The organism is Vibrio sinus (genome assembly GCF_023634645.1).
Lineage (GTDB): Bacteria > Pseudomonadota > Gammaproteobacteria > Enterobacterales > Vibrionaceae > Vibrio > Vibrio sinus.
This window is the reverse complement of the sequence record NZ_JAMKMR010000004.1, coordinates 195,042-216,235: the sequence shown is the minus strand read 5'-3', so window position 1 is coordinate 216,235 and position 21,194 is coordinate 195,042. Positions and strand designations below refer to the sequence as shown.

Below are 21,194 nucleotides of genomic sequence, written 5' to 3'. Positions count from 1 at the left end.
ACTTCACGATGGATCAGCCAATGTCAAAAAGAGTCACGATTTCCCCAAGCCAATGGGTCATTATCATAGCTTTACTTGCCGCGGCTTTCGCTTGCTATTTGCTTGTTAAGCCTTATATCAATGCGATTGTTATGGCCTTTATTATTTCGCTTCTCATCTCCCCGCTTCACGCCTGGATAGAAGGAAAGCTGCCTGCACACAAAAATTCATCTGCACTTCTGAGCTGCATCATTTTAACCTTCATTATCGTGTTACCACTTTCGTTGGTGTTCGTTTCCATTGTCAATCAAGGGTCGATCTTTTCGCAAAACGTCTACAAGTGGGGTACACACGGCGGGATTGAGTCGGTCATCAACCACCCATTAGTTCTTAAAACCGTTTCACTCGTTAACAGCTATTTGCCTTTTGACAAAATCAACCCTCAAGACATTGCGCAAAAGCTTGGTCAACTGGCCGCCTCGTTTGGCACAAACTTAGTGGGTATTAGTGCGAAAGTGGTGGGCGATGCGACCAACTTTTTAGTGAATTTCTTTTTGATGCTGTTTGTGCTGTTCTTTTTATTGCGCGATCACGACAAAATTATTTGTGCAATGAGACACATTATTCCGCTGTCTCGCTCCCAAGAAGACAAGCTACTTGATGAAATTGAGCAGGTCTCAAAGTCGGCAGTGATGGGCTCATTTCTTACCGCGCTTGCCCAAGGCGTCGCAGGTGGCCTTGGTATGTGGGCTGCAGGCTTCCCGGGATTGTTCTGGGGCACAATGCTTGCCTTCGCTTCATTTATTCCCGTAGTTGGTACCGCATTAATTTGGATTCCTGCGGCGATTTATTTGTATTTTACTGGCGATACTGGATGGGCGATTTTCTTAGTTGTGTGGAGTGTGGCCGTGGTTGGTTCCATTGATAACTTGCTGCGCCCGTTTCTCATGCAAGGCAATTCTGGCATGAACACTTTGCTGATGTTTTTCTCGCTACTTGGTGGGCTTCAGTTCTTTGGCTTAATCGGGTTAATCTATGGGCCGATCATCTTTGCCGTCACCATGGTGATGTTTAAAATTTATGAGGAAACCTTCCATCATTTCCTCGATGATCAAGATAACACCTAAGGGCTGTTAGCTTTTCGCGATCTTTCCAACCTAGGAAAATACTTCAAGCGGTGCGTGGTTTGTGCGAAAATCACGCCTCTTTTTACTCAACTCATGGCTCTCATTTATGTCCGCTTATACTGCTCCTAGTCAAATTGCCCAACGCCAACTTGAATACTTTCACGGAAAACATGTTCTCGTTGCGGGAGAAGCGGAAGACAAGTTTCCTATTGAGCTGGCAGAGCATTGTGAGTCAGTGTCGATATTTACCACAAATTATGGCTACCACCGCCAATTCAATGAATCGAATGCGGTAAAGAGTGACTTTGGCGCAGAGTTTAGCGCTGATAGTAAAGCCAATATGGTTTTACTCTACTGGCCAAAAGCGAAAGCCGAAGCCGAGTATTTACTCGCGATGCTGATGAGCAAGCTGGGTGAAGGTACGGAAATTGTCGTGGTGGGAGAAAACCGCTCTGGGGTAAAAAGCATTGAAAAAATGTTTAAGCCATACGGTATTATCAAGAAATATGACTCTGCACGTCGCAGCTCGTTTTACTGGGGAGTATGCTCAGAAAGTGCACCTACTTTTGATTTGCAACAGTGGTTTAAAAGCTATCCAGTGCAATATAAAGGCGTTGATCTTGAGATCAAAAGCCTGCCTGGGGTATTTAGTCATGGTGAATTTGATGTCGGTAGCCGACTGCTACTAGACAACCTAGGCCAGTTAAGTGGCAAAGCGCTCGACTTTGGTTGTGGCGCAGGTGTGATTGGTGCGGTGGTTGCTAAGCTTAATCCGAACGTTGAGATCCATATGTGTGATATTAGCGCTCTGGCAATTGAGTCTAGTAAAGCAACGCTGCAGGCCAACGGCTTGTCTGGTCATGTCTTTGCCTCTGACGTTTTCTCAGATACCGATAAAGATTATCAATATCTTATCAGTAACCCACCTTTTCACTCTGGCCTAGATACCAGCTATCAAGCAACAGAGACCCTATTAGCGGATGCGCCCACTCACCTCGCCCCATCAGGTGAGCTGTTTATTGTGGCCAATAGCTTTTTGAAGTATCCGCCAATTATCGACAAGGCATTTGGTCAATGTCAAACCATCGACAAGACATCAAAGTTTGCCATCTATTACGCTAAGAAAGCTTAAAACGCTAGCACACCTGTTGCGTCAACTTGAACATAGACATCTTGTCCGACGCTGAGTGCCTCGGAAGAGTTGGCTAACAACTTGTTATTTTTTGTCTGAATCACGTAGCGGCAGTGATCGCCCATGAACTGCTGCTCAACAACCCGGCTGTCCACTGTGGGGACGTTGTGTGCTTTAATCGAATGCACTTGGATGTGCTGCGGCCGAATTAACAACTCACATTGGCTATCAATCGCAATGTCTCGCTGCGCCCTCGCTTCGATAAGCCCCAATTCCGTTTCAAAACCAAGCTCTGAAATACGTTTGGCGAGCAAGTAGCTTCCACCACCTAAGAAATTGGCCACAAAGCGGCTTGATGGCTGGTAATACAGTTCAGAGGCTTTACCAAATTGCTCTATCACGCCATGGTTCATAACCGCTAGTTTGTCGGAGAATGCAAAGGCTTCTTCTCGGCTGTGAGTTACAAAAATCGCCGTCACTCCTTGCTGCTTAAATAGCTTACGAATTTCGATAATCAACTGATGACGGACTTGCGTATCTATGTTGGAAAAAGGCTCATCCAGTAGCAAAAGATCAGGCTTGTAAGCGAGCGAACGCGCAATAGCAACGCGTTGTTGTTGCCCTCCCGACAGTTGATGTGGGTAGCGCTGGCCAAACTCAGTGAGGTGCACAAGCTCGAGCATTTCATTGACGCGGTTTTGCTTTTCAATGTGCGGGAGTTCACGCAAGCCAAAAGCAATATTTTGCTCAACGGTTAAGTGAGGAAATAGCGCATAATCTTGAAAGATCATGCCAATATTACGCTTTTCTGGAGCCAAACTCTGCACGCCGTTATCGACCGTGCGACCTTTCAGAACCATTTTTCCAGCGCTTAATGGCAATAAACCCGCAATGGCTTTAAGCAATGTGGTTTTGCCGCAGCCACTTGCGCCCAGCAAGCAAATGATTTCGCCCGGCTCAACATTTAATGACAAGGCGTTCAATACATTCGATTTCTCGTACTGACAGCTGAGATCTTGGATTGATAATAAGTCTTCCATTAACGTGCTTGCTCCAAGGTTTTATTTACCACAATTAATGGCACCAAGCCGACCAACACTAATAGAACAGCGGGCATGGCCGCGAGCTCCAATTGCTCATCAGAGGCAAAGTTAAATACATAGGTCGCTAAGGTCTCAAAATTAAATGGACGCAGTAATAAAGAGGCATTGAGCTCTTTCATCGATTCAATGAACACCAACAACCCAGCAATGAGAACGCCGCGCCTTATCAAAGGTAAGTGTATTTTCTTTATCATCTGATTGGCCGTACAGCCCAAGGTACGAGACGCCATGTCTAAAGAAGGCGGTATTTTCTTCATACTGCTTTCCACACTGCCTATTGCCACCGCAGAAAAGCGCACCACCAAGGCAAACACCAAAGCAAAAATAGTCCCTGAAAACAAAAGGCCGGGGCGCTGCCAGTTCATCGCTACTGCCAAATCATTCACACCGTGATCAAGTGTCAGCACAAAAACCATGACACCTATCGCTAACACCGTCCCCGGTACTGCATAACCCATTGAGGCCATCTTCTTTACGCTTTCGCTACGTAAGCTGGGTAATAAGCGATGGCGAAAATTCACCGTCAAAGCAACCATAATCGCTATCAGGGCGGCTGAAATCGACACGGTTAAGCTATTGATGGAATACAGGCGAAATTGTTCGTTCCAACTTTGCTCAAAGTAATGATAGGCGAAAGAGAGTAATTGAATCGTAGGAAAAATAAAGGCAATACTGACCAAGCCCCAACACCATGTCAGTGCCAACCATTTTTTCCATCCGCTCAAGGTTAATTTGGCTGGATTAGAGCTGGTCATATTGGGCTGAAACAATTTTTGTTTTCTTCGGCTGTACCCTTCTAAGCCAATAAATAGAATGATAAAAAACAGCATAATCATGGATATTTTGGCGGCGGCGTTAAGACTAGAATAACCAAGCCAGGTATCATAAACCGCTGTTGTGAGGGTGTTGACTGAGAAATAACTGACTGTGCCATAATCGCCAATGGTTTCCATCGCCACGAGGGACAAGCTGATTGCGATGGCGGGGCGAGCAAGAGGGAGAGAAATGCGATAAAAGCTTTGCCAAGTATTGCATTTCATCAAGCGGGCCGATTGCGTAAGCGAAGCGCTTTGCTCTAGGAATGTGGCTCGGCATAACAGATACACATAAGGGTAGAGAACCAAAGCGAGCACAATGATGGCGCCATACAATGAGCGAACATCAGGGAACCAATAGTCTTTTGCCCCCCAGCCCATGAAATTTCGCAACGTGGACTGCACTGGACCGGCAAAATCAAACCAATCAGTAAAAATATACGCCACAATGTAGCCAGGCATGGCAAGAGGAAGTACCAGCATCCATTGCAACACTTTTTCGGTCGGCAATTTGCAAGATGCCATCAACCAAGCACTCGGTACACCGAGCAGTAAAGAGAGCAGCATTACGCCAAGAGTAAGCAGAACGGTATTGAAAATATAGGTAGGCATCACGGTGGACATTAAGTGCGCAAAAATGTCATCCGTTGAACCTATCGAGGTGTAGGCAATGGCGATAATAGGCAGAAAAAGAGCAGCGGTGAATACCGTACTGCTCCATGTCCATATAAGGCTTTTTCCTGTTGGCTTCATACTACTTTGCCAGGGGCTATTCGCCCGTTAGGTTACAGATCAAATTGCACTTCATCTAACAACATAACCGCTTGCTTATGATATGAAGCAATCTCATCAAGTGAAATTTGATCGGCTTTAAAGTCTCCCCATGACGCGACCAGATCAGAGCGCTTCACACCTGGCTTGACAGGGTATTCATAATTCACTTCCGCGTACATTTTTTGCGCTTTTTCACCGGATAAATATTCCATCAACTTAAGCGCATTGGCTTGATTAGGAGAGAATTTTGCCATGGCCATGCCACTCACATTAACATGAGTCCCTTCCGCATTTTGATTTGGGAAGTTGATGTAAACCGACTCCGCCCAAGCTTTTTGCTTATCATCATTGACCATTTTTCCAAGGTAGTAGCTGTTGCCAAGTGAGACATCACACAGACCTTCTTTGATCGCTTTAACTTGTGCTCGATCGTTACCTTGCGGCTTGCGAGCTAGGTTGGCTTTTACCCCTTCCAACCACTCTTTGGTCGCCTTTTCACCATTGTGCGCAATCATTGCTGAGACGAGTGAAACATTGTATGGATGTTTGCCACTGCGCGTACAAATTTTACCTTTGAACTCAGGGCTGGCGAGATCGGCATAAGTAAAGTCTTCACCGAGCTTACCAGCGCGGTCGCGTGAAGAGTATACAGAGCGAGTTCGCGTAGTTAATGCAAACCATTGGTTTTCTGAATCTTGATACTGGCTAGGGATGTTTTCTTCTAAGACCACACTTTCAACTGGCTGAACTAACCCTTTCTCAGTGAGCTCGCTTAGTCGGCTGATATCTACCGTAAGGATGACGTCCGCTGGGCTATACTCGCCTTCTTGGGACAACTTTTCTGCAATGCCAGATTTAGCAAAGATCACATTGACTTTAATACCCGTGTCTTTGGTGAACTCATTGAACATAGGCTCCACTAAAAAGGGCTGACGATAGCTATAAACATTGACTTCTTCAGCCGCAAAAGCGGGAAAGGTAACGGAGCTCGCTGCAAGGGCTCCCAAAATCCATTTTTTCATTGTTGTTATCCTTTAACATCAAATGATAATACTTATCAGTTAGATTTATTATAAGATCGATGAATGAATTATCAATAGCGAGAATAAAAAAACCTGCTGGAGCCAGCAGGTTTTTGAGCAGTCAATTGTAAATATTTACTACTTCAGTGAGACAAACTCAGGGTAGGCGCCGACGCCACAATCATGCATATCCATGCCTTCCAGCTCTTCATCTTCAGAAACCCGAATACCTACCGTCGCTTTAAGAATCGCCCATACCGCTAAGCTAGCACCAAATACCCACGCAAAAATAACGGCTGCACCTAATAACTGAGCACCAAATGTCGCATCAGCATTGGTCAATGGTACCACCATCAATCCAAACAAGCCGCACACGCCATGCACGGAAATCGCACCAACTGGATCGTCTATTTTCAGCTTATCGAGTAGGATTATACTAAATACAACAATCACACCAGCCACAGCGCCAATCGCTACAGAATACAGCGGTGATGGTGACAATGGATCGGCGGTGATCGCCACTAAACCTGCCAGCGCACCATTCAAAATCATGGTCAAGTCTGCTTTACCCCAAGTGGTTTTGCACACAAACAGGGCTGCAATTGCGCCTGCTGCTGCGGCTGCGTTGGTATTGAGGAAGATTTCTCCTACTGCGGTGGCATTTTCGAAATCGGAAATCATTAACTGTGAGCCCCCGTTAAAACCAAACCAGCCAAACCAAAGGATGAAGGTGCCTAAAGTTGCCAGTGGCATGTTGGAGCCTGGGATTGGATGGATTTCTCCGTTAGGACCATATTTTCCTTTTCGAGCGCCGAGCAATAATACGCCAGCCAACGCTGCGGAAGCCCCAGCCATATGAACAATGCCAGAGCCTGCAAAATCGCTAAACCCAGCTTCGGATAAGAATCCACCACCCCATGTCCAATATCCTTCCATTGGGTAAATAAATGCAGTCAGCACAGCAGAGAAGATAAGGAAGGACCAAAGTTTCATTCGCTCGGCCACCGCACCGGATACCACTGACATGGCCGTTGCAACAAATACCACTTGGAAAAAGAAGTCCGAGGCAAGCGAATGATCAGCACCTTCAGCTTGAGTACCAATCAAAGTACCAAAGGAAGGTAACCAGCCGCCTTCTCCATTACCAACGTACATGATGTTGTAGCCAACAATGAGATACATTGTGCAAGCAATACAATATAAGCAGAAATTTTTCGTCAGGATCTCAGTGGTGTTTTTCGACCTAACTAAGCCTGCTTCTAACATTGCAAAGCCTGCCGCCATCCACATAACCAACGCGCCAGAAATAAGAAAGAAAAACGTATCTAATGCGTAGCGTAAGTCTATCACTGTTTTGGTTAATTCTAATTCCATGTATTTGTCCCCCTCGTCCTTTCAAAATCGGTTACAGCGCCTCTGCGTCCATTTCACCAGTGCGGATTCTCACCGCTTGGTCTAAGTCGTAAACAAAAATTTTGCCGTCACCAATTTTTCCTGTATGCGCAGCCTTGCTCACAGCTTCAATCACTCGCTCAACATTTTCTGCTTGAGTCGCTATTTCCAGTTTTACTTTTGGTAAAAAATCCACTTGATATTCAGCGCCACGATATAGCTCGGTGTGTCCTTTTTGACGACCAAATCCTTTTACTTCCGAGACCGTCATCCCTTCGACACCGACATCCGCAAGTGCCTCACGAACATCATCTAATTTGAAGGGTTTTATAATCGCGTTTATTAATTTCATCGTTTCCTCTCTGCGGCCAATTCCAGCAAGCAGAGAGATCCAAGGGATATGCCAAGTTTTTAACTATTTGAATAGCCTAAGGATTATTTTATTGAGAGGAGAAAATAGAGGAGATAAGCACAATCTTAGTGCATATCATTCACTAAAATAATGCAGGACACACTTACATTCACTAGATAAGTGCAAATTAAGCTATAAACTCCAGCCAGCTATCGATGAACTTTGCAAAATCGACCAGGCCGCAACTCGATTGGCTTTCACTTTCGTACAGGCAAAAGTCTTCTTCTAAATCCTCAGTCAGTCCAGTACCATGCTCCTGAACTTGCACCTCTTCGGATTCAAAAAACACACTGATCTCTTGACCAATATATTGGTATCTCTGATTGGGGTTTTGCTGCGCTAACTGAACAAGCTGCTTAATTTGGCTGATTTTGTCACCTGAAGTGCCAATTTCTTCTTGCAACCACCTTGCGACGACCTCATACCCCATTTCACATCGAACGTAGTATTCACCAAGGAAAATGTTGCGGGTAAATTCGTATTCCATATTGCCTATTTGCTGGCTAGTGAGCGGGCCGCAAGTATATACCCAAATCGCATCAATAAGCGAGCTTCAATAAAAGCCAAGTTACTTCATTCTGCACCGATAAAAAAACACCTGGCGGATGCCAGGTGCTTTATTTTCGTTAACCCTACGAAGAGGTTTAAGCAGGTTCTTGGAAAATCACTGTGTCTGCTTTTTTGGTGTAATCTGCCATTTTATGGAAGTTTAGGTAACGGTAGGTATCTGCTGCCGTAGCATCAATTTGCTTAGCGTACTCCATGTACTCTTCCTTAGTTGGGATTCGACCTAAAATAGCACCTACTGCTGATAGCTCAGCCGATGCTAAGTACACGTTCGCCCCTGTACCTAAACGGTTCGGGAAGTTACGCGTTGAGGTAGACATGACGGTCGCTTTATCAGCAACGCGTGCCTGGTTACCCATACAGAGTGAACATCCTGGCGTTTCGATTCTCACCCCAGCACGGCCAAAGATACCGTAGTAGCCTTCTTCCGTTAGCTGATCTTTATCCATCTTAGTTGGTGGAGCAACCCAAAGGCGAGTATCCAATTGGCCGCTATGCTTATCAAGCAGTTTACCTGCCGCACGGAAGTGACCAATGTTCGTCATACATGAACCGATGAAGACTTCATCAATTTGCGTGCCTTGAACATCTGAAAGCAGTCTTGCATCATCTGGGTCGTTCGGCGCACAAAGAATTGGCTGATCAATTTCTGCTAAATCGATTTCGATAACGTGTGCGTATTCCGCATCTTTATCAGCTTCCATCAGCTCAGGGTTAGCTAGCCACTCTTCCATCGCTTTAATACGACGCTCGATGGTACGACGATCGCCATAACCTTCAGAGATCATCCACTTAAGCATGGTCACGTTTGAGTTTAGATACTCTTCGATAGACTCTTGAGAAAGCTTAACGGTACAGCCCGCTGCCGAACGCTCTGCTGACGCATCAGACAACTCAAAGGCCTGTTCTACAGTTAGGTGCTCAACGCCTTCAATTTCCAGTACTCGACCAGAGAATTCGTTGATCTTGCCTGCTTTTTCAACAGTCAATAGGCCTTGCTTAATGCCGTAATAAGGAATCGCGTGTACCAAATCACGTAGTGTAATGCCAGGCTTCATTTCGCCTTTAAAGCGAACCAAAATGGACTCAGGCATATCAAGAGGCATCACACCCGTCGCTGCTGCAAATGCTACCAAGCCAGATCCCGCTGGGAATGAAATGCCTAGAGGGAAACGAGTGTGAGAGTCACCACCTGTACCAACGGTATCTGGTAGCAACATGCGGTTTAACCAAGAGTGGATAACACCGTCACCAGGGCGCAGAGAAACACCAGCGCGGTTCATAATGAAGTCAGGCAATGTGTGGTGTGTGTTGACATCCACAGGTTTTGGATACGCTGACGTGTGGCAGAATGACTGCATCACGAGATCAGCAGAAAAACCAAGACAAGCTAAGTCTTTTAGCTCATCACGAGTCATTGGGCCTGTGGTATCTTGCGAGCCCACTGTGGTCATTTTCGGCTCACAATACGTGCCAGGGCGTACGCCTGTTACGCCGCATGCTTTACCCACCATTTTTTGCGCTAGCGTGTAACCTTTGCCTGAGTCTTTCACTTCAGCTGGACGGCGGAAAATGTCAGAGGCTTCTAATCCTAGCGATTGGCGAGCACGGTCAGTTAAGCCGCGACCAATGATAAGTGGAATACGACCACCCGCTCTCACTTCATCAATCAGCACGTCTGTTTTTAGGCTAAATTCAGCCAGAACATCGCCCGTTTCGTGGTTACAAACTTTGCCTTGGAATGGGTAAATATCAATGACATCACCCATATTCAGCTTAGAGACATCCACTTCAACAGGGAGCGCTCCTGCATCTTCCATGGTGTTAAAGAAGATTGGCGCGATTTTTCCACCTAGGACATAACCGCCAGCGCGTTTGTTTGGTACGTTAGGGATATCATCGCCCATAAACCAAAGCACTGAGTTAGTCGCCGATTTACGCGATGAACCTGTACCTACCACGTCACCCACGTAAACCAGTTGGTGACCTTTTTCTTTTAGCGCTTCGATTTGCTTAATTGGGCCGATAGTGCCTGCTTGATCCGGTTCAATGCCATCTCTTGCGTTTTTCAACATAGCTAAAGCATGAACAGGGATATCAGGGCGCGACCATGCATCTGGTGCTGGAGACAAGTCATCGGTATTGGTTTCACCAGTGACTTTGAATACGGTTAAGGTAATTTTTTCTTGTAGTTCAGGCTTTGATAGGAACCATTCAGCTTCTGCCCAAGACTTCATTACTTGCTCTGCGTAGCTGTTGCCCGCTTTAACTTTCTCTTCCACGTCGTAGAAGGCATCAAACATCAGCAAGGTATGAGACAGTGCTTTTACCGCGATTGGTGCCAATGCACTGTCGTCAAGTAGTGAAATCAATGGTTCAATGTTGTAACCACCTTGCATTGTACCCAATAGTTCAGCCGCCTTTTCACGACTAACTAGTGGCGAAGAAACTTCACCTTTGGTGATTGCAGTCAGGAATCCAGCCTTAACGTACGCGGCTTCATCAACACCAGGAGGAATACGATTTTCAAGAAGATCAACGATAAACTCTTCTTCACCCTGAGGGGGATTTTTTAGCAGCTCAACAAGTCCAGCAACTTGTTCTGCATCTAATGGTTTAGGAACAACCCCTTCAGCTGCACGTTCGGCAACGTGTTTACGGTAGGCTTCTAGCACGACTTTTTCCTCTCATTGCGGTTCCTCCTTTACTTATTAATATTAGGAGTGAACATCTGTGGACACTTGGCTCTCATTTTGATGCCCTAAACGTAACATTTTGAGTAAAGCTGTGACTGCAGGGCAATGAAATAGAGACCAAACTGTGCTAAGGAGCATAGCAAATATAGAGCCAAAGTGAAATCTGCCCACTATGACCAACATATCAAGTTAGAGTTAAAATCGTGCGATATTGAGCAATTAAATAATACTTCCCCCTCTTGTCTTACCAATCAAATAGGTTTTTAAACCAGCCGCCGATGCCTTTTTCACATTCTCGTTTGACGTGCCCATCGGAATCCCACACAGGAAGCTTAAACTTTGCCGAGCAATCTGCCTCTAAGGCCCCTTTAGGTGATTTATCATAACCCAGTGTTGTCATCCCTTTTGGCCAAGGAAGAACCAGTTTTTCAGGAATACGATATTTTAGGTATTCGGCATACACGCGCAGGGCTCCACTAGAGCCAGTTAAATGTGTAGGTTTGTTATCGTCTCTACCGACCCATACCGTAGCGACTTCTCGCCCATCTATGCCAACGAACCAACTATCTCGAGTGTCGTTACTTGTACCTGTTTTCCCCGCCAATGCCGCCCATGGGAATTGTCGATTCAAATATTGTCCGGTGCCTTCCAATACCCCTTTTTTCATTGCGTAAGTGGTCAGCCAAGCCGCCTGCTGATTTACCGCTTGGGAAACACTAGGAATCGACTCGTACAACACATTGCCATTGAGATCGAGCACAGATCGAAGCGCCGATAAGCGGGCTTTTTTACCCGAGTTAGACAGGGTTTGATACATTTGTGCCACTTGCACTGGCGTCAAGGTAAACGAGCCGAGAAACATGGAAGGGACGGGGCGTATCTCTTGTTTATCTACGCCTAATTTAACAAATGTTTTCACGACCTTGTCGATACCCAATTGCATACCAAGCGCGACAGTCGGCACATTGAGCGATCGTGCCAGGGCCAAATATAAAGGCACGTCACCACGGAATTTCCGGTCAAAGTTTCTTGGGCTCCAAAGACTGCCTTTACTGCCTTTTAACGTGATGGGTTCATCGTGTAGTGTCGTGGCAAGAGTGTATTTTTCAGGCTCTTCGAGCGCGGTTAAATACACGGCAGGCTTGGCCAAAGAGCCAATCTGACGACTGGCATTCAAGGCCCGATTAAAGCCCTCATACCCGGTTCGCTTACCTCCCACCATAGCGCGGATTTCTCCGCTATGGCGGTCAACAATTACACCCGCCGCTTCTAAATTTTTGCCTGCTCTTTTTGCTAACCTTGGCACTACTCTGCCGACGGCTTTTTCTAAGTCATGCTGAGAGACAGGATCAAGAGAAGTAAACACTCGCACTCCTGACTCGGCCTTGAATCGAGTGCCTAACTTTTCTCTGAGTTCGAGTTTGAGTTGCTGGAAATAAGCAGGCTGCCTGCTAGCAATTCTTGGCGTTTTTTGTACATCAAGCGGCCGATTGACCGCCGCTTCATATTGGCGAACCGATAAAATATTTTGCTCCATCATGAGTCGCAACACCAAATCACGCCGCGCTCTGGCCCTTTTAGGAAAACGGACTGGATTGTAATAGGATGGTCCTTTGACCATGCCCACTAGTAGCGCTAGTTGATCGATGCGTAACTCTTGGATGGGTTGACCAAAGTAGTAACGTGATGCCAAAGCAAATCCATGAATGGCTTCTGCGCCGCTTTGGCCTAAGTACACTTCGTTAAGATAGGCTTGCAAGATCCTATCTTTGCTGTATCGATAATCCAATATCAAGGCAATATAAGCTTCACGCAGCTTTCTCCACAGTGTTCGATGACTCGAAAGAAACAAGTTCTTGGCTAACTGCTGGGTCAGCGTACTGCCCCCTTGTACGGTATGGCCCGCTTTAATATTAGCAACCAACGCACGAAGAATAGCCAATGGTGCTATGCCATCATGCTTATAAAAATTACGATCTTCGGTCACCAACAAAGCATCAATTAAAACTTCAGGGTATTGGGCTCGGCGTAAAAACAGGCGTTGTTCGTTGGTGTCTTTTTCCAGCATGCCCATCATTTTCGGATCAAGACGCAAATATCCCAGATCGCCGACTTGATCTAACGCCTTAATTTTCGTCAAACCATTGGCATCAAAATAGAGCATGGCATGTCGTTCAGGCTCAGGCCCATCGGAAAATTCAAATGGCCGACGAATGAGCTCTATTTTGCTTGAAGAAGAGGAATATTCCCCGGGGTAACGAGGGTTGCGCACTTTGCGATAGTTCAGAACATTAAGCTCATTGCGCAGCTCTTTAATCGAGATATTATCGCCAGGTGCAAGATAAAGTATTCTGGCATAGACAACGGTTGGTAAGGCAAAAAGCTGACCATCAAATTTTTGCTTCACTAGGCTATCGAGATAGACACCTGCAAAAACAACCAACACGATAGCGACCAAAGACAGCTTCCAGCCGATAGCCCAAAGCCTTTTCAAGCCGCTCTTTTTGTTGCTCGGCTTAGGGCTCTTTTTAGTCGGTTTTTTACGTGAGCGAAACTTCTGACGAGATTGAGCTTGTTTCGCTTCCTTGTCCGCTTTGGACGTCACTTTCTTTACCATTATTTTAGCTGTCGTTTTGTTTTCTTGGTTGCGATATGCTCAGCGGGATCATCAGGCCATACATGTTTGGGGTAGCGTCCTTTCATCTCCTTTTGCACCTCTTTGTAGGCCCCTTGCCAAAATCCGGCTAAATCTTGCGTCACCTGAAGTGGTCGTTGCGCTGGCGACAGCAACTCTAACACGATACTCTTTCGTCCAAGCGCGATATTAGGCGATTGCTTTTCACCAAACACTTCTTGCATTCTGACCGATAAAATTGGTTCGCTTCCTTGTTGATATCGAATTTTCTTTACGCTGCCAGTCGGTAACGTATACGTCTCTGGCAGCCATTCATTAATTTGCTGGTTTAAAGGCCATCCTAAACGAGCAAGCAAGGGTTGTTCTAGTGATAGGCTTTGAAGTTGTTGTAAACTAGTGACATTAGTCATATACGGTTCAAGCCAAATGTCTAATTCGTCAAGCAAATCGACATCTTGCATTGCAGGCCATTGTTGTTCTGGTAACCAGTCGATAGCGCAGCGGATCCGTTGCAACAGCCCCTCATCGCCTCCTGACCAGTTTAATACCGACAACCCTTGTTCTCGCACATAATTCAATAAAGCGCTTCGCATTTGCCCATCGGACAGATTGGTTAACACTTTGCGCTGCAATACCAGCTTGCCAATACTGTATCGCTCTTCTGCACTCAACTTCCCTTTGGACTCATCCCACTCTAAGGCCTCGCTTTTCTTGACAAACTCAGGGAACGTGCGCGTCAACTGTTCTACATCAAGTGAAGCTGCAAAAAAGATTTGGCTGGCGTGGGAAGAGATTCGCATTAAATCGACCACCACTAGGTAGTTATGTTGGGCCAATGGCTCTTCATCGCTGATCGTTGCGCCATGCCCATTAGCCAATACAAACTGACCTAAGCGCCCCGCTCTTTTTTGCGCGATTCGATCGGGAAAAGCCAAGGCCAAAGCCATCGCCAACTGTTTTTCTTCAACCTGTTCCAAGCGAAACGGATAACCAAAGCGAGACGCCAATTGCTTCGCCCTGGCTTGAATTTGTTTGGTGTAATACTGGTCACTAGAAGACAGCACTCGATGCAGTACATGACTGACATCCGTGATGCGCTTGGGTGGTTCTTCAACAATAGCGGCGGCGACAAGGGCTGTGTTAAATAATGCATCAGAGGTTGACTTCGCTTTGGTCAACATTGCGGCCAAACGTGGCTCAACCCCAAGCGAGTAGGCCTGTTTGCCGAATGTGCTGAGCTGCCCATTGTCTTCAATTAAACCTAAGGAACTGAGCAGCTGCTTGGCTTGCTTTAAAGCACTGACAGGCGGTGCATCAAGCCAGGTTAAAGATAACGCATCAGCAATGCCCCATTGAGCCAATTCCATGGCCAAATTGGATAAGTCCGATCTAAGGATCTCGGCCACTGGCACGATGGGTTGTTGCTGTAATTGACTCTCGCTATAGAGACGAACACACACACCTGGCTCGGTTCTTCCCGCACGGCCAGCCCGCTGCTTGGCAGACGACTGAGCAATGTTCGCTTGTTCTAACTTAGTCACGCCAGTATTTAGATCAAACTTGGCCACACGCTCTAAGCCAGAATCGATCACCACCCGGATACCTTCTATGGTAAGGGATGTCTCCGCAATATTGGTCGCCAGTACCACTTTACGCTGCCCTTGTTGACAAGGCGCTATTGCCTTTTGCTGCTCGTTGAGGCTCAGCTGACCATATAAAGGTCTGACTTGCACATCGTCGGGCAAGTCTGTCAATCGCTCGAAAAGAGATTGGATCAAACCAATACCAGGAAGAAACACCAAGATAGACCCAGATTCTTCACCAAGCACACGGTGAATTTGTTGAGTGAGCAAGCTAGCAAGGTTTTCATTCGGTTTGAGCGGTCGATATTGAAGTTCAATCGGGAACGATCTTCCTTTCGAGCAAACGTATTGAGCATCAGGCAGTAGCGTCTGCATGGCTATATCATCGAGTGTTGCTGACATGACTACAATCTTTAAGTCATCGCGTAATGCTTGCTGAATATCTAAACTCAACGCCAATGCCGTGTCAGCATGAATGCTGCGCTCATGGTATTCATCGAAAATGAGCATGCCCACTTCATCTAGCGTCGGGTCAGATTGCAACATTCTTGTCAGCACGCCTTCGGTGACAATTTCCAACTTGGTCGCCGGACCGGTACGATTTTCTCCTCGCACTCGATAGCCTATCGTGCCTCCGACTTGTTCATCCAACTGCGCAGACAAATAATGAGCAATCGCTCGGGCAGCCAAGCGTCTCGGCTCCAACATGATGATCTTTCCTTCCACTTTGCCTTGCTTGAGCAGAGTTAGAGGAAAAAGTGTCGACTTACCCGCACCTGGCTCGGCGCTCAGTATGACTTGATTCGATTTCGCAATCGCAGCCATGATCTCTGGCATGACCGCTTCGATAGGTAGTTGTGACAATATCTAGCCCTTGTGCTTAAATGGATGAATTGTACCTAAATTTGCAAAACAAAGTTTGTCAAAGAAATGCACTTCGATCCTCCTCTTGAACCTGCCATTTTAGAAAAGCGCTACAAGCGTTTTCTCGCAGATATTACCTTGCCTGACGGCTCGTCCCGAACCATCCATTGTGCCAATACGGGCGCAATGACAGGCTGCGCTGATCCGGGTAACCAAGTGTGGTATTCCACCTCAGATAACCCAAAAAGAAAATACCCTAATAGCTGGGAATTAACCCAAACTAAGCTAGGGCATCGCATCTGCATTAACACAACCAGAGCCAACCAGCTTGCGGTAGAAGCCATTAAAAATAACGTAATTGAAGAACTTAGCGGCTATACTGAAATTCAAACAGAGGTACGATACGGTGATGAAAACAGCCGCATCGATATTTTACTTCAGTCGGAAAATAAGCCAAAGTGCTATATTGAGGTGAAAAGTGTCACGCTATTAGGTGATGAAATGAGTGGGCAGGGCTACTTTCCAGATGCCGTAACCGTAAGAGGCCAGAAGCATCTGAGAGAGCTCACAAAAATGGCAAATAATGGAAACAGGGCTGTACTTTTATTCACAGTTTTGCATTCAGGCATTGAAAAAGTCTCCACTGCACACCATATAGACGCGAGCTATTCAGAATTATTGAATCGAGCACATGAACAAGGGGTAGAAATTTTGTGCTACAAGGCACAACTTTCGGATTTTGAGATGAAACTCGTCAAACGTGTTGATTTTGTCACCAATAAGTAAAAGTGTCGCTTTCTTCACAATGACAGTAAGTTTACGTTTTATGAATTGCCTCTATAACCTCTTTTTGTTATAGATACCCGCCTCAAATTAGCTGCTTAACGGCAGTTGACTAGGTGTTAGTAGGAGATGCTGCATGCCAGAATCGAAGAAAAAAGCGCTAGGCATCCTAGCCATAGCAGGTGTAGAGCCATATGTAGAACAACCAGGTGAAGAGTACATGTCACCTGAGCAACTGGCTCATTTTACGAAAATCTTAGAAGCTTGGCGTAACCAGCTCAGGGAAGAAGTTGACCGTACCGTTCACCATATGCAGGATGAGGCAGCCAACTTCCCAGATCCCGTTGATAGAGCCTCTCAAGAAGAAGAATTCAGCCTTGAACTTCGCAACCGCGATCGTGAACGTCGCCTAATCAAGAAAATTGAAAAAACACTCAACAAAATCGAAGAAGACGATTTTGGTTTTTGCGAATCTTGCGGTGTCGAAATTGGCATTCGTCGTTTGGAAGCGCGTCCAACCGCCGACCTTTGTATCGATTGCAAAACGCTGGCTGAAATTAAAGAGAAGCAGTTGCAAGGATAAGCACGTGTGTTTCGATGATAAAGGGAGCACAGGCTCCCTTTTTGCTTTCTAGCGTACACGTACCTAATTTAGCCCTGGCTTAGAGAGAAATATGAGTTACATCGGCCGTTTTGCACCTTCACCCTCTGGCCCTTTGCATTTGGGCTCATTAGTCGCAGCACTTGGCAGTTATTTTCAAGCTAAGTCCAACAATGGTAAATGGCTGCTCAGGATAGAGGACCTCGACCCGCCGAGAGAAGTTCCCGGCGCTGTGGATCAGATACTCCGTGCCTTAGAAGCTTATCATTTACCATGGGATGGCGAGGTGGTGTATCAAAGCCAGAGACATCCTATCTATCAAGGACAAATAGACCTTTGGCTTGAAAGTGGTCAGGCCTATTATTGTCAGTGTACGAGAAAACAAATCAAAGCCTCTGGTGGCTATTATTTAGGGACATGTCGAGATAAGCACATTGCAAATACTTCAGACTGCTCAGTACGATTGCATGTTGAGCATGACATTCGCTTCTTTAACGACCTCAAGCACGGGCAAATCGACATTCCCGATGCGTTGGCTAAAGAAGACTTTATTATCAAACGCCGAGACGGACTGTTTGCCTACAACTTAGCCGTTGTGCTCGATGATATTGAACAAGGCATTACCGAAGTCGTTCGCGGCGCAGATTTGATAGAGCCAACTGGCAGACAAATCAGCTTGTATCGTACACTGAACACCCCTGAAGTGAGCTATCTACATTTGCCCCTTGTCGTTGATGGTCATGGTAATAAGCTGTCTAAGCAAAATCGCGCCAGAGCGATTGATATGATTGAACCTAAGGTCGACTTGATCAATGCAATGCAGCTATTAGGCTTTAGTCTAGATAATGAAATGCGCGATGGCAGCGTTGAAGAGTTAATCCAATGGGGATGTGAAAATTGGAGTCTAAAACAGCTCCCGGCATCGATCGAAGTCACATCGTGATTCTCAAATGGCGTTACCTAAGTTATTATTAGCCAAATTTTGGCCTGAATTGCCGCCTAGCGTCAAAAAGAGCTAGCTCAACCAACAACTTTAGAGCACATGAACAAAAACGACTATACCTCATATGAGTCTAATGCTTATCCCGATTTAGCATTAAACATCATCACCCGCCAAGAGCACAGTGTTTCGCGCAAGCAAATCAGTGACAATGCCTTAAAAGTCTTATATCGCCTTGTTGGGGCAGGATTTAATGCATACCTTGTGGGTGGAGGTGTGCGAGACTTACTGCTTGGCGAGATCCCAAAAGACTTTGATATTGCCACTAATGCCACACCCGAGCAAATCAAGCAACTATTCCGAAACTGTCGTTTAATCGGACGACGTTTTCGCTTAGCGCACATCATGTTCGGCAGAGACATCATTGAAGTGGCAACGTTTCGTGGCCACCATCAAAAGCCATCAAAAAATGTCTCCGCGCAATCCAAAGAAGGCATGCTGTTAAGAGATAACGTCTACGGGACGATTGATGAAGACGCCGAACGTCGCGATTTCACCATCAATGCCATGTACTACAACATCAGCGATTACAATATTCATGATTATGCTGGTGGTATCGAAGATCTGGAAGATCGTCTGATTCGACTAATTGGTGATCCTGAAACTCGCTATCGAGAAGATCCGGTTCGAATGCTGCGTGCGATTCGCTTTGCCTGCAAACTGGATTTTGATATTGAGGAAGATACTGCTGACCCAATTGAGCATCTTGCCCCGCTTCTACAAGATATCCCTTCAGCCCGCCTCTATGAAGAATCGCTAAAGCTTTTGCAATCTGGCAATGGCTTAGAAACGTATCACTTGTTACGTGAGTACAACTTGTTCCAGCAGCTGTTCCCTCTATTGGCGGAGCACTTTACGCCAGATTACAGCTCAGCCACTGAGAAAATGCTTGATATCGTTTTAGACTCTACCGATCTAAGAATGGAAGAAGGTAAACGCATCAACCCAGCATTTATGTTTGCTGCCATGTTGTGGTATCCGATGACCTCACTGGCAGAAAAACTGGTTGAAGAGCGCCAACTGTCTTATTACGACGCGGTAATGGAAGCAAGTAATCTTATTATTGATCAGCAAGTTAAAACTATCTCTATACCAAGACGACATACGGCAACCATTCGCGAAATTTGGCAGCTTCAACTGAGACTGCCAAGAAGAAGTGGCAAACGTGCTTCGCGCTTGATGGAACTCAATAAATTTAGAGCTGGTTACGACTTCTTGGAAATGCGTGGTGAAATTGAAGGCGGGGAAACCGAGGCACTTGCTAATTGGTGGGAAACGTTCCAAAATGCGAGCCGCGAACAGAAGCAGGATATGGTTTCTGATGTCGGGAATGGTTCAAAACCTAACTACCGACGCCGGAAAACCTACCGTAATAAGAAAAAAAGTAAAGCAGCCGAATGATTACCACATACATAGCCATAGGTAGTAATCTCGCTGATCCAGTTGCTCAGGCTAAACAAGCCATTGAAGCGCTGAAAACGTTGCCAAAAACAGTGTTTGTCAAATCCTCGATGCTCTACAGTAGCACACCAATGGGGCCACAAGACCAACCTGATTACATTAACGCTGTGGTAGAAATATCAACCGAATTAACACCCATTGAGCTTCTCGATCAAACTCAGTCGATTGAGAACGCTCATGGTCGAGTCCGTAAGGATGAAAGGTGGGGCCCAAGAACGCTTGACCTAGATATCCTGCTTTATGGGGATCACGTAGTGAACTCAGAGCGATTGACCATACCGCATTATGGTATGAAAGAGCGTGAATTTGTGCTCTACCCGCTCGCTGAGATAGCTGCGGATCTTATTCTCCCTGACGGGACAGCTCTGCAGCACCTACTGAATGTTGTTGAGCAAAACGGACTCCATATTTGGCAACAATAGCCAACTCCTAATAAGGAAAAAGCATGAAAAAAATGACTATTAACGATCTTGTAAAGTGGAAACAAGAAGGTCGTAAATTTCCGACGTCAACCGCTTATGATGCCAGTTTTGCTCAGCTTTTCGAAAGCCAAGAGATGCCACTGCTGCTCGTAGGTGATTCGCTAGGCATGGTTCTACAAGGACACTCAGACACACTGCCTGTCACCATAGATGATATTGCCTACCACACTCGTTGCGTGCGTGCAGGTAGCCCAAACACTCTGCTGGTCGCTGATATGCCATTCATGAGTTTTTCAACGGTTGAGCAAACTTGTGAAAATGCAGCGAAGCTTATGCGAGCTGGCGCAAACATGGTAAAAATTGAGGGTGGCTCATGGCTGTGTGACACCGTTAAGGCCCTGACCAAACGTGCCGTGCCAGTTTGTGCTCACCTTGGATTGACCCCTCAATCGGTCAATATCTTTGGCGGTTTCAAAGTACAAGGCAGAGACAGCAACAAAGCCGATGAGATGGTTCATGAAGCACTTGCACTCCAAGAAGCTGGGGCTCAACTGCTTGTATTAGAATGCATTCCAGCCAAGCTTGCAGCTCGCATTAGCGAAACTTTAGATATTCCAGTCATTGGTATCGGCGCTGGAAATGGAACCGATGGTCAGATTCTCGTTATGCACGATATGTTTGGTATTTCAGCTAATTACATGCCAAAATTCTCCAAAAACTTCCTCGCTGAAACGGGAGATATGCGCAAAGCTGTAAAACTTTATATGGAAGAAGTAGAAAGCGCAGCGTTCCCCGGTGAAGCGCATACCATCGCCTAGAGGATTGA

At 46.0% G+C, this 21,194-nt stretch carries 17 protein-coding genes; 8 read left to right on the top strand and 9 right to left on the bottom strand.

Features of this window, described 5'->3' with window-relative positions; translation table 11 throughout:
• Positions 1 to 20: 20 nt before the first annotated feature.
• Both M9194_RS06490 and rsmC read left to right on the top strand, forming a co-directional pair.
• A complete protein-coding gene (locus tag M9194_RS06490) occupies positions 21 to 1,106 on the top strand; it encodes an AI-2E family transporter (protein ID WP_250611807.1) in 1,086 nt (361 codons plus the stop codon).
• A gap of 106 nt (positions 1,107 to 1,212) precedes the next feature.
• Positions 1,213 to 2,238: a 16S rRNA (guanine(1207)-N(2))-methyltransferase RsmC gene (rsmC, locus tag M9194_RS06485; RefSeq protein ID WP_250611806.1), complete on the top strand. Its 1,026-nt coding sequence runs from the start codon at positions 1,213 to 1,215 to the stop codon at positions 2,236 to 2,238.
• Here rsmC and M9194_RS06480 read toward each other — a convergent pair.
• The 9 genes from M9194_RS06480 to hrpB form a co-directional block, all read right to left on the bottom strand.
• A complete protein-coding gene (locus M9194_RS06480) occupies positions 2,235 to 3,278 on the bottom strand; it encodes an ABC transporter ATP-binding protein (RefSeq protein WP_250611805.1) in 1,044 nt (347 codons plus the stop codon). The genes rsmC and M9194_RS06480 overlap by 4 nt on opposite strands.
• The gene (locus M9194_RS06475; protein ID WP_250611804.1) at positions 3,278 to 4,909 is read right to left on the bottom strand and encodes an ABC transporter permease; all 1,632 of its coding nucleotides are present in this window, start codon (positions 4,907 to 4,909) and stop codon (positions 3,278 to 3,280) included. Before M9194_RS06475 ends, M9194_RS06480 begins: the two co-directional genes overlap by 1 nt.
• 32 nt (positions 4,910 to 4,941) lie before the next feature.
• On the bottom strand, positions 4,942 to 5,952 hold the full coding sequence (locus tag M9194_RS06470; protein WP_250611803.1) for a Fe(3+) ABC transporter substrate-binding protein: 1,011 nt from the start codon (positions 5,950 to 5,952) through the stop codon (positions 4,942 to 4,944).
• A 138-nt stretch (positions 5,953 to 6,090) separates the two neighbouring features.
• The gene (locus M9194_RS06465) at positions 6,091 to 7,326 is read right to left on the bottom strand and encodes an ammonium transporter (protein WP_250611802.1); all 1,236 of its coding nucleotides are present in this window, start codon (positions 7,324 to 7,326) and stop codon (positions 6,091 to 6,093) included.
• A gap of 31 nt (positions 7,327 to 7,357) precedes the next feature.
• Positions 7,358 to 7,696, bottom strand: coding sequence for a P-II family nitrogen regulator (locus M9194_RS06460; RefSeq protein ID WP_250611801.1), 339 nt, complete (start codon positions 7,694 to 7,696; stop codon positions 7,358 to 7,360).
• Positions 7,697 to 7,883: 187 nt separating this feature from the next.
• Entirely contained in the window at positions 7,884 to 8,243 is a 360-nt protein-coding gene (locus tag M9194_RS06455) for a YacL family protein (RefSeq protein WP_250611800.1), read from the bottom strand.
• A 157-nt stretch (positions 8,244 to 8,400) separates the two neighbouring features.
• Complete coding sequence (gene acnB, locus M9194_RS06450) at positions 8,401 to 10,998, bottom strand: bifunctional aconitate hydratase 2/2-methylisocitrate dehydratase (RefSeq protein WP_250611799.1); 2,598 nt, start codon at positions 10,996 to 10,998, stop codon at positions 8,401 to 8,403.
• 265 nt (positions 10,999 to 11,263) lie between these two features.
• Complete coding sequence (gene mrcB, locus M9194_RS06445) at positions 11,264 to 13,636, bottom strand: penicillin-binding protein 1B (protein ID WP_250611798.1); 2,373 nt, start codon at positions 13,634 to 13,636, stop codon at positions 11,264 to 11,266.
• Complete coding sequence (gene hrpB, locus M9194_RS06440) at positions 13,636 to 16,074, bottom strand: ATP-dependent helicase HrpB (RefSeq protein ID WP_250611870.1); 2,439 nt, start codon at positions 16,072 to 16,074, stop codon at positions 13,636 to 13,638. Before hrpB ends, mrcB begins: the two co-directional genes overlap by 1 nt.
• Before the next feature lie 93 nt (positions 16,075 to 16,167).
• Here hrpB and sfsA point away from each other — a divergent pair, with 93 nt between their 5' ends.
• From sfsA to panB, 6 genes are all read left to right on the top strand, one after another.
• A complete protein-coding gene (gene sfsA, locus M9194_RS06435; RefSeq protein WP_250611797.1) occupies positions 16,168 to 16,887 on the top strand; it encodes a DNA/RNA nuclease SfsA in 720 nt (239 codons plus the stop codon).
• A gap of 133 nt (positions 16,888 to 17,020) precedes the next feature.
• Complete coding sequence (gene dksA / locus M9194_RS06430) at positions 17,021 to 17,467, top strand: RNA polymerase-binding protein DksA (protein ID WP_250611796.1); 447 nt, start codon at positions 17,021 to 17,023, stop codon at positions 17,465 to 17,467.
• Between the two features lie 91 nt (positions 17,468 to 17,558).
• Positions 17,559 to 18,428 carry a tRNA glutamyl-Q(34) synthetase GluQRS gene (gluQRS, locus tag M9194_RS06425; protein ID WP_250611795.1) on the top strand — a complete coding sequence of 290 codons (870 nt, stop codon included), beginning with the start codon at positions 17,559 to 17,561 and terminating at the stop codon, positions 18,426 to 18,428.
• A gap of 99 nt (positions 18,429 to 18,527) precedes the next feature.
• Positions 18,528 to 19,886 carry a polynucleotide adenylyltransferase PcnB gene (gene pcnB, locus M9194_RS06420; protein WP_250611794.1) on the top strand — a complete coding sequence of 453 codons (1,359 nt, stop codon included), beginning with the start codon at positions 18,528 to 18,530 and terminating at the stop codon, positions 19,884 to 19,886.
• Positions 19,883 to 20,368 (top strand): 2-amino-4-hydroxy-6-hydroxymethyldihydropteridine diphosphokinase, encoded by a 486-nt coding sequence (folK, locus tag M9194_RS06415; RefSeq protein ID WP_250611793.1) that lies wholly within the window; start codon positions 19,883 to 19,885, stop codon positions 20,366 to 20,368. Before pcnB ends, folK begins: the two co-directional genes overlap by 4 nt.
• A gap of 23 nt (positions 20,369 to 20,391) precedes the next feature.
• Complete coding sequence (gene panB, locus M9194_RS06410; RefSeq protein WP_250611792.1) at positions 20,392 to 21,186, top strand: 3-methyl-2-oxobutanoate hydroxymethyltransferase; 795 nt, start codon at positions 20,392 to 20,394, stop codon at positions 21,184 to 21,186.
• The last annotated feature ends 8 nt before the right edge of the window (positions 21,187 to 21,194 follow it).

Excerpts from the sequence above, each read along its gene's own strand:
- M9194_RS06490 (WP_250611807.1), top strand. The coding sequence starts at position 21 with ATGTCAAAAAGAGTCACGATTTCCCCAAGCCAATGGGTCATTATCATA.
- rsmC (WP_250611806.1), top strand. The coding sequence starts at position 1,213 with ATGTCCGCTTATACTGCTCCTAGTCAAATTGCCCAACGCCAACTTGAA.
- M9194_RS06480 (WP_250611805.1), bottom strand. The coding sequence starts at position 3,278 with ATGGAAGACTTATTATCAATCCAAGATCTCAGCTGTCAGTACGAGAAA.
- M9194_RS06475 (WP_250611804.1), bottom strand. The coding sequence starts at position 4,909 with ATGAAGCCAACAGGAAAAAGCCTTATATGGACATGGAGCAGTACGGTA.
- M9194_RS06470 (WP_250611803.1), bottom strand. The coding sequence starts at position 5,952 with ATGAAAAAATGGATTTTGGGAGCCCTTGCAGCGAGCTCCGTTACCTTT.
- M9194_RS06465 (WP_250611802.1), bottom strand. The coding sequence starts at position 7,326 with ATGGAATTAGAATTAACCAAAACAGTGATAGACTTACGCTACGCATTA.
- M9194_RS06460 (WP_250611801.1), bottom strand. The coding sequence starts at position 7,696 with ATGAAATTAATAAACGCGATTATAAAACCCTTCAAATTAGATGATGTT.
- M9194_RS06455 (WP_250611800.1), bottom strand. The coding sequence starts at position 8,243 with ATGGAATACGAATTTACCCGCAACATTTTCCTTGGTGAATACTACGTT.
- mrcB (WP_250611798.1), bottom strand. The coding sequence starts at position 13,636 with ATGGTAAAGAAAGTGACGTCCAAAGCGGACAAGGAAGCGAAACAAGCT.
- hrpB (WP_250611870.1), bottom strand. The coding sequence starts at position 16,074 with ATGCCAGAGATCATGGCTGCGATTGCGAAATCGAATCAAGTCATACTG.
- sfsA (WP_250611797.1), top strand. The coding sequence starts at position 16,168 with ATGCACTTCGATCCTCCTCTTGAACCTGCCATTTTAGAAAAGCGCTAC.
- dksA (WP_250611796.1), top strand. The coding sequence starts at position 17,021 with ATGCCAGAATCGAAGAAAAAAGCGCTAGGCATCCTAGCCATAGCAGGT.
- gluQRS (WP_250611795.1), top strand. The coding sequence starts at position 17,559 with ATGAGTTACATCGGCCGTTTTGCACCTTCACCCTCTGGCCCTTTGCAT.
- pcnB (WP_250611794.1), top strand. The coding sequence starts at position 18,528 with ATGAACAAAAACGACTATACCTCATATGAGTCTAATGCTTATCCCGAT.
- folK (WP_250611793.1), top strand. The coding sequence starts at position 19,883 with ATGATTACCACATACATAGCCATAGGTAGTAATCTCGCTGATCCAGTT.
- panB (WP_250611792.1), top strand. The coding sequence starts at position 20,392 with ATGAAAAAAATGACTATTAACGATCTTGTAAAGTGGAAACAAGAAGGT.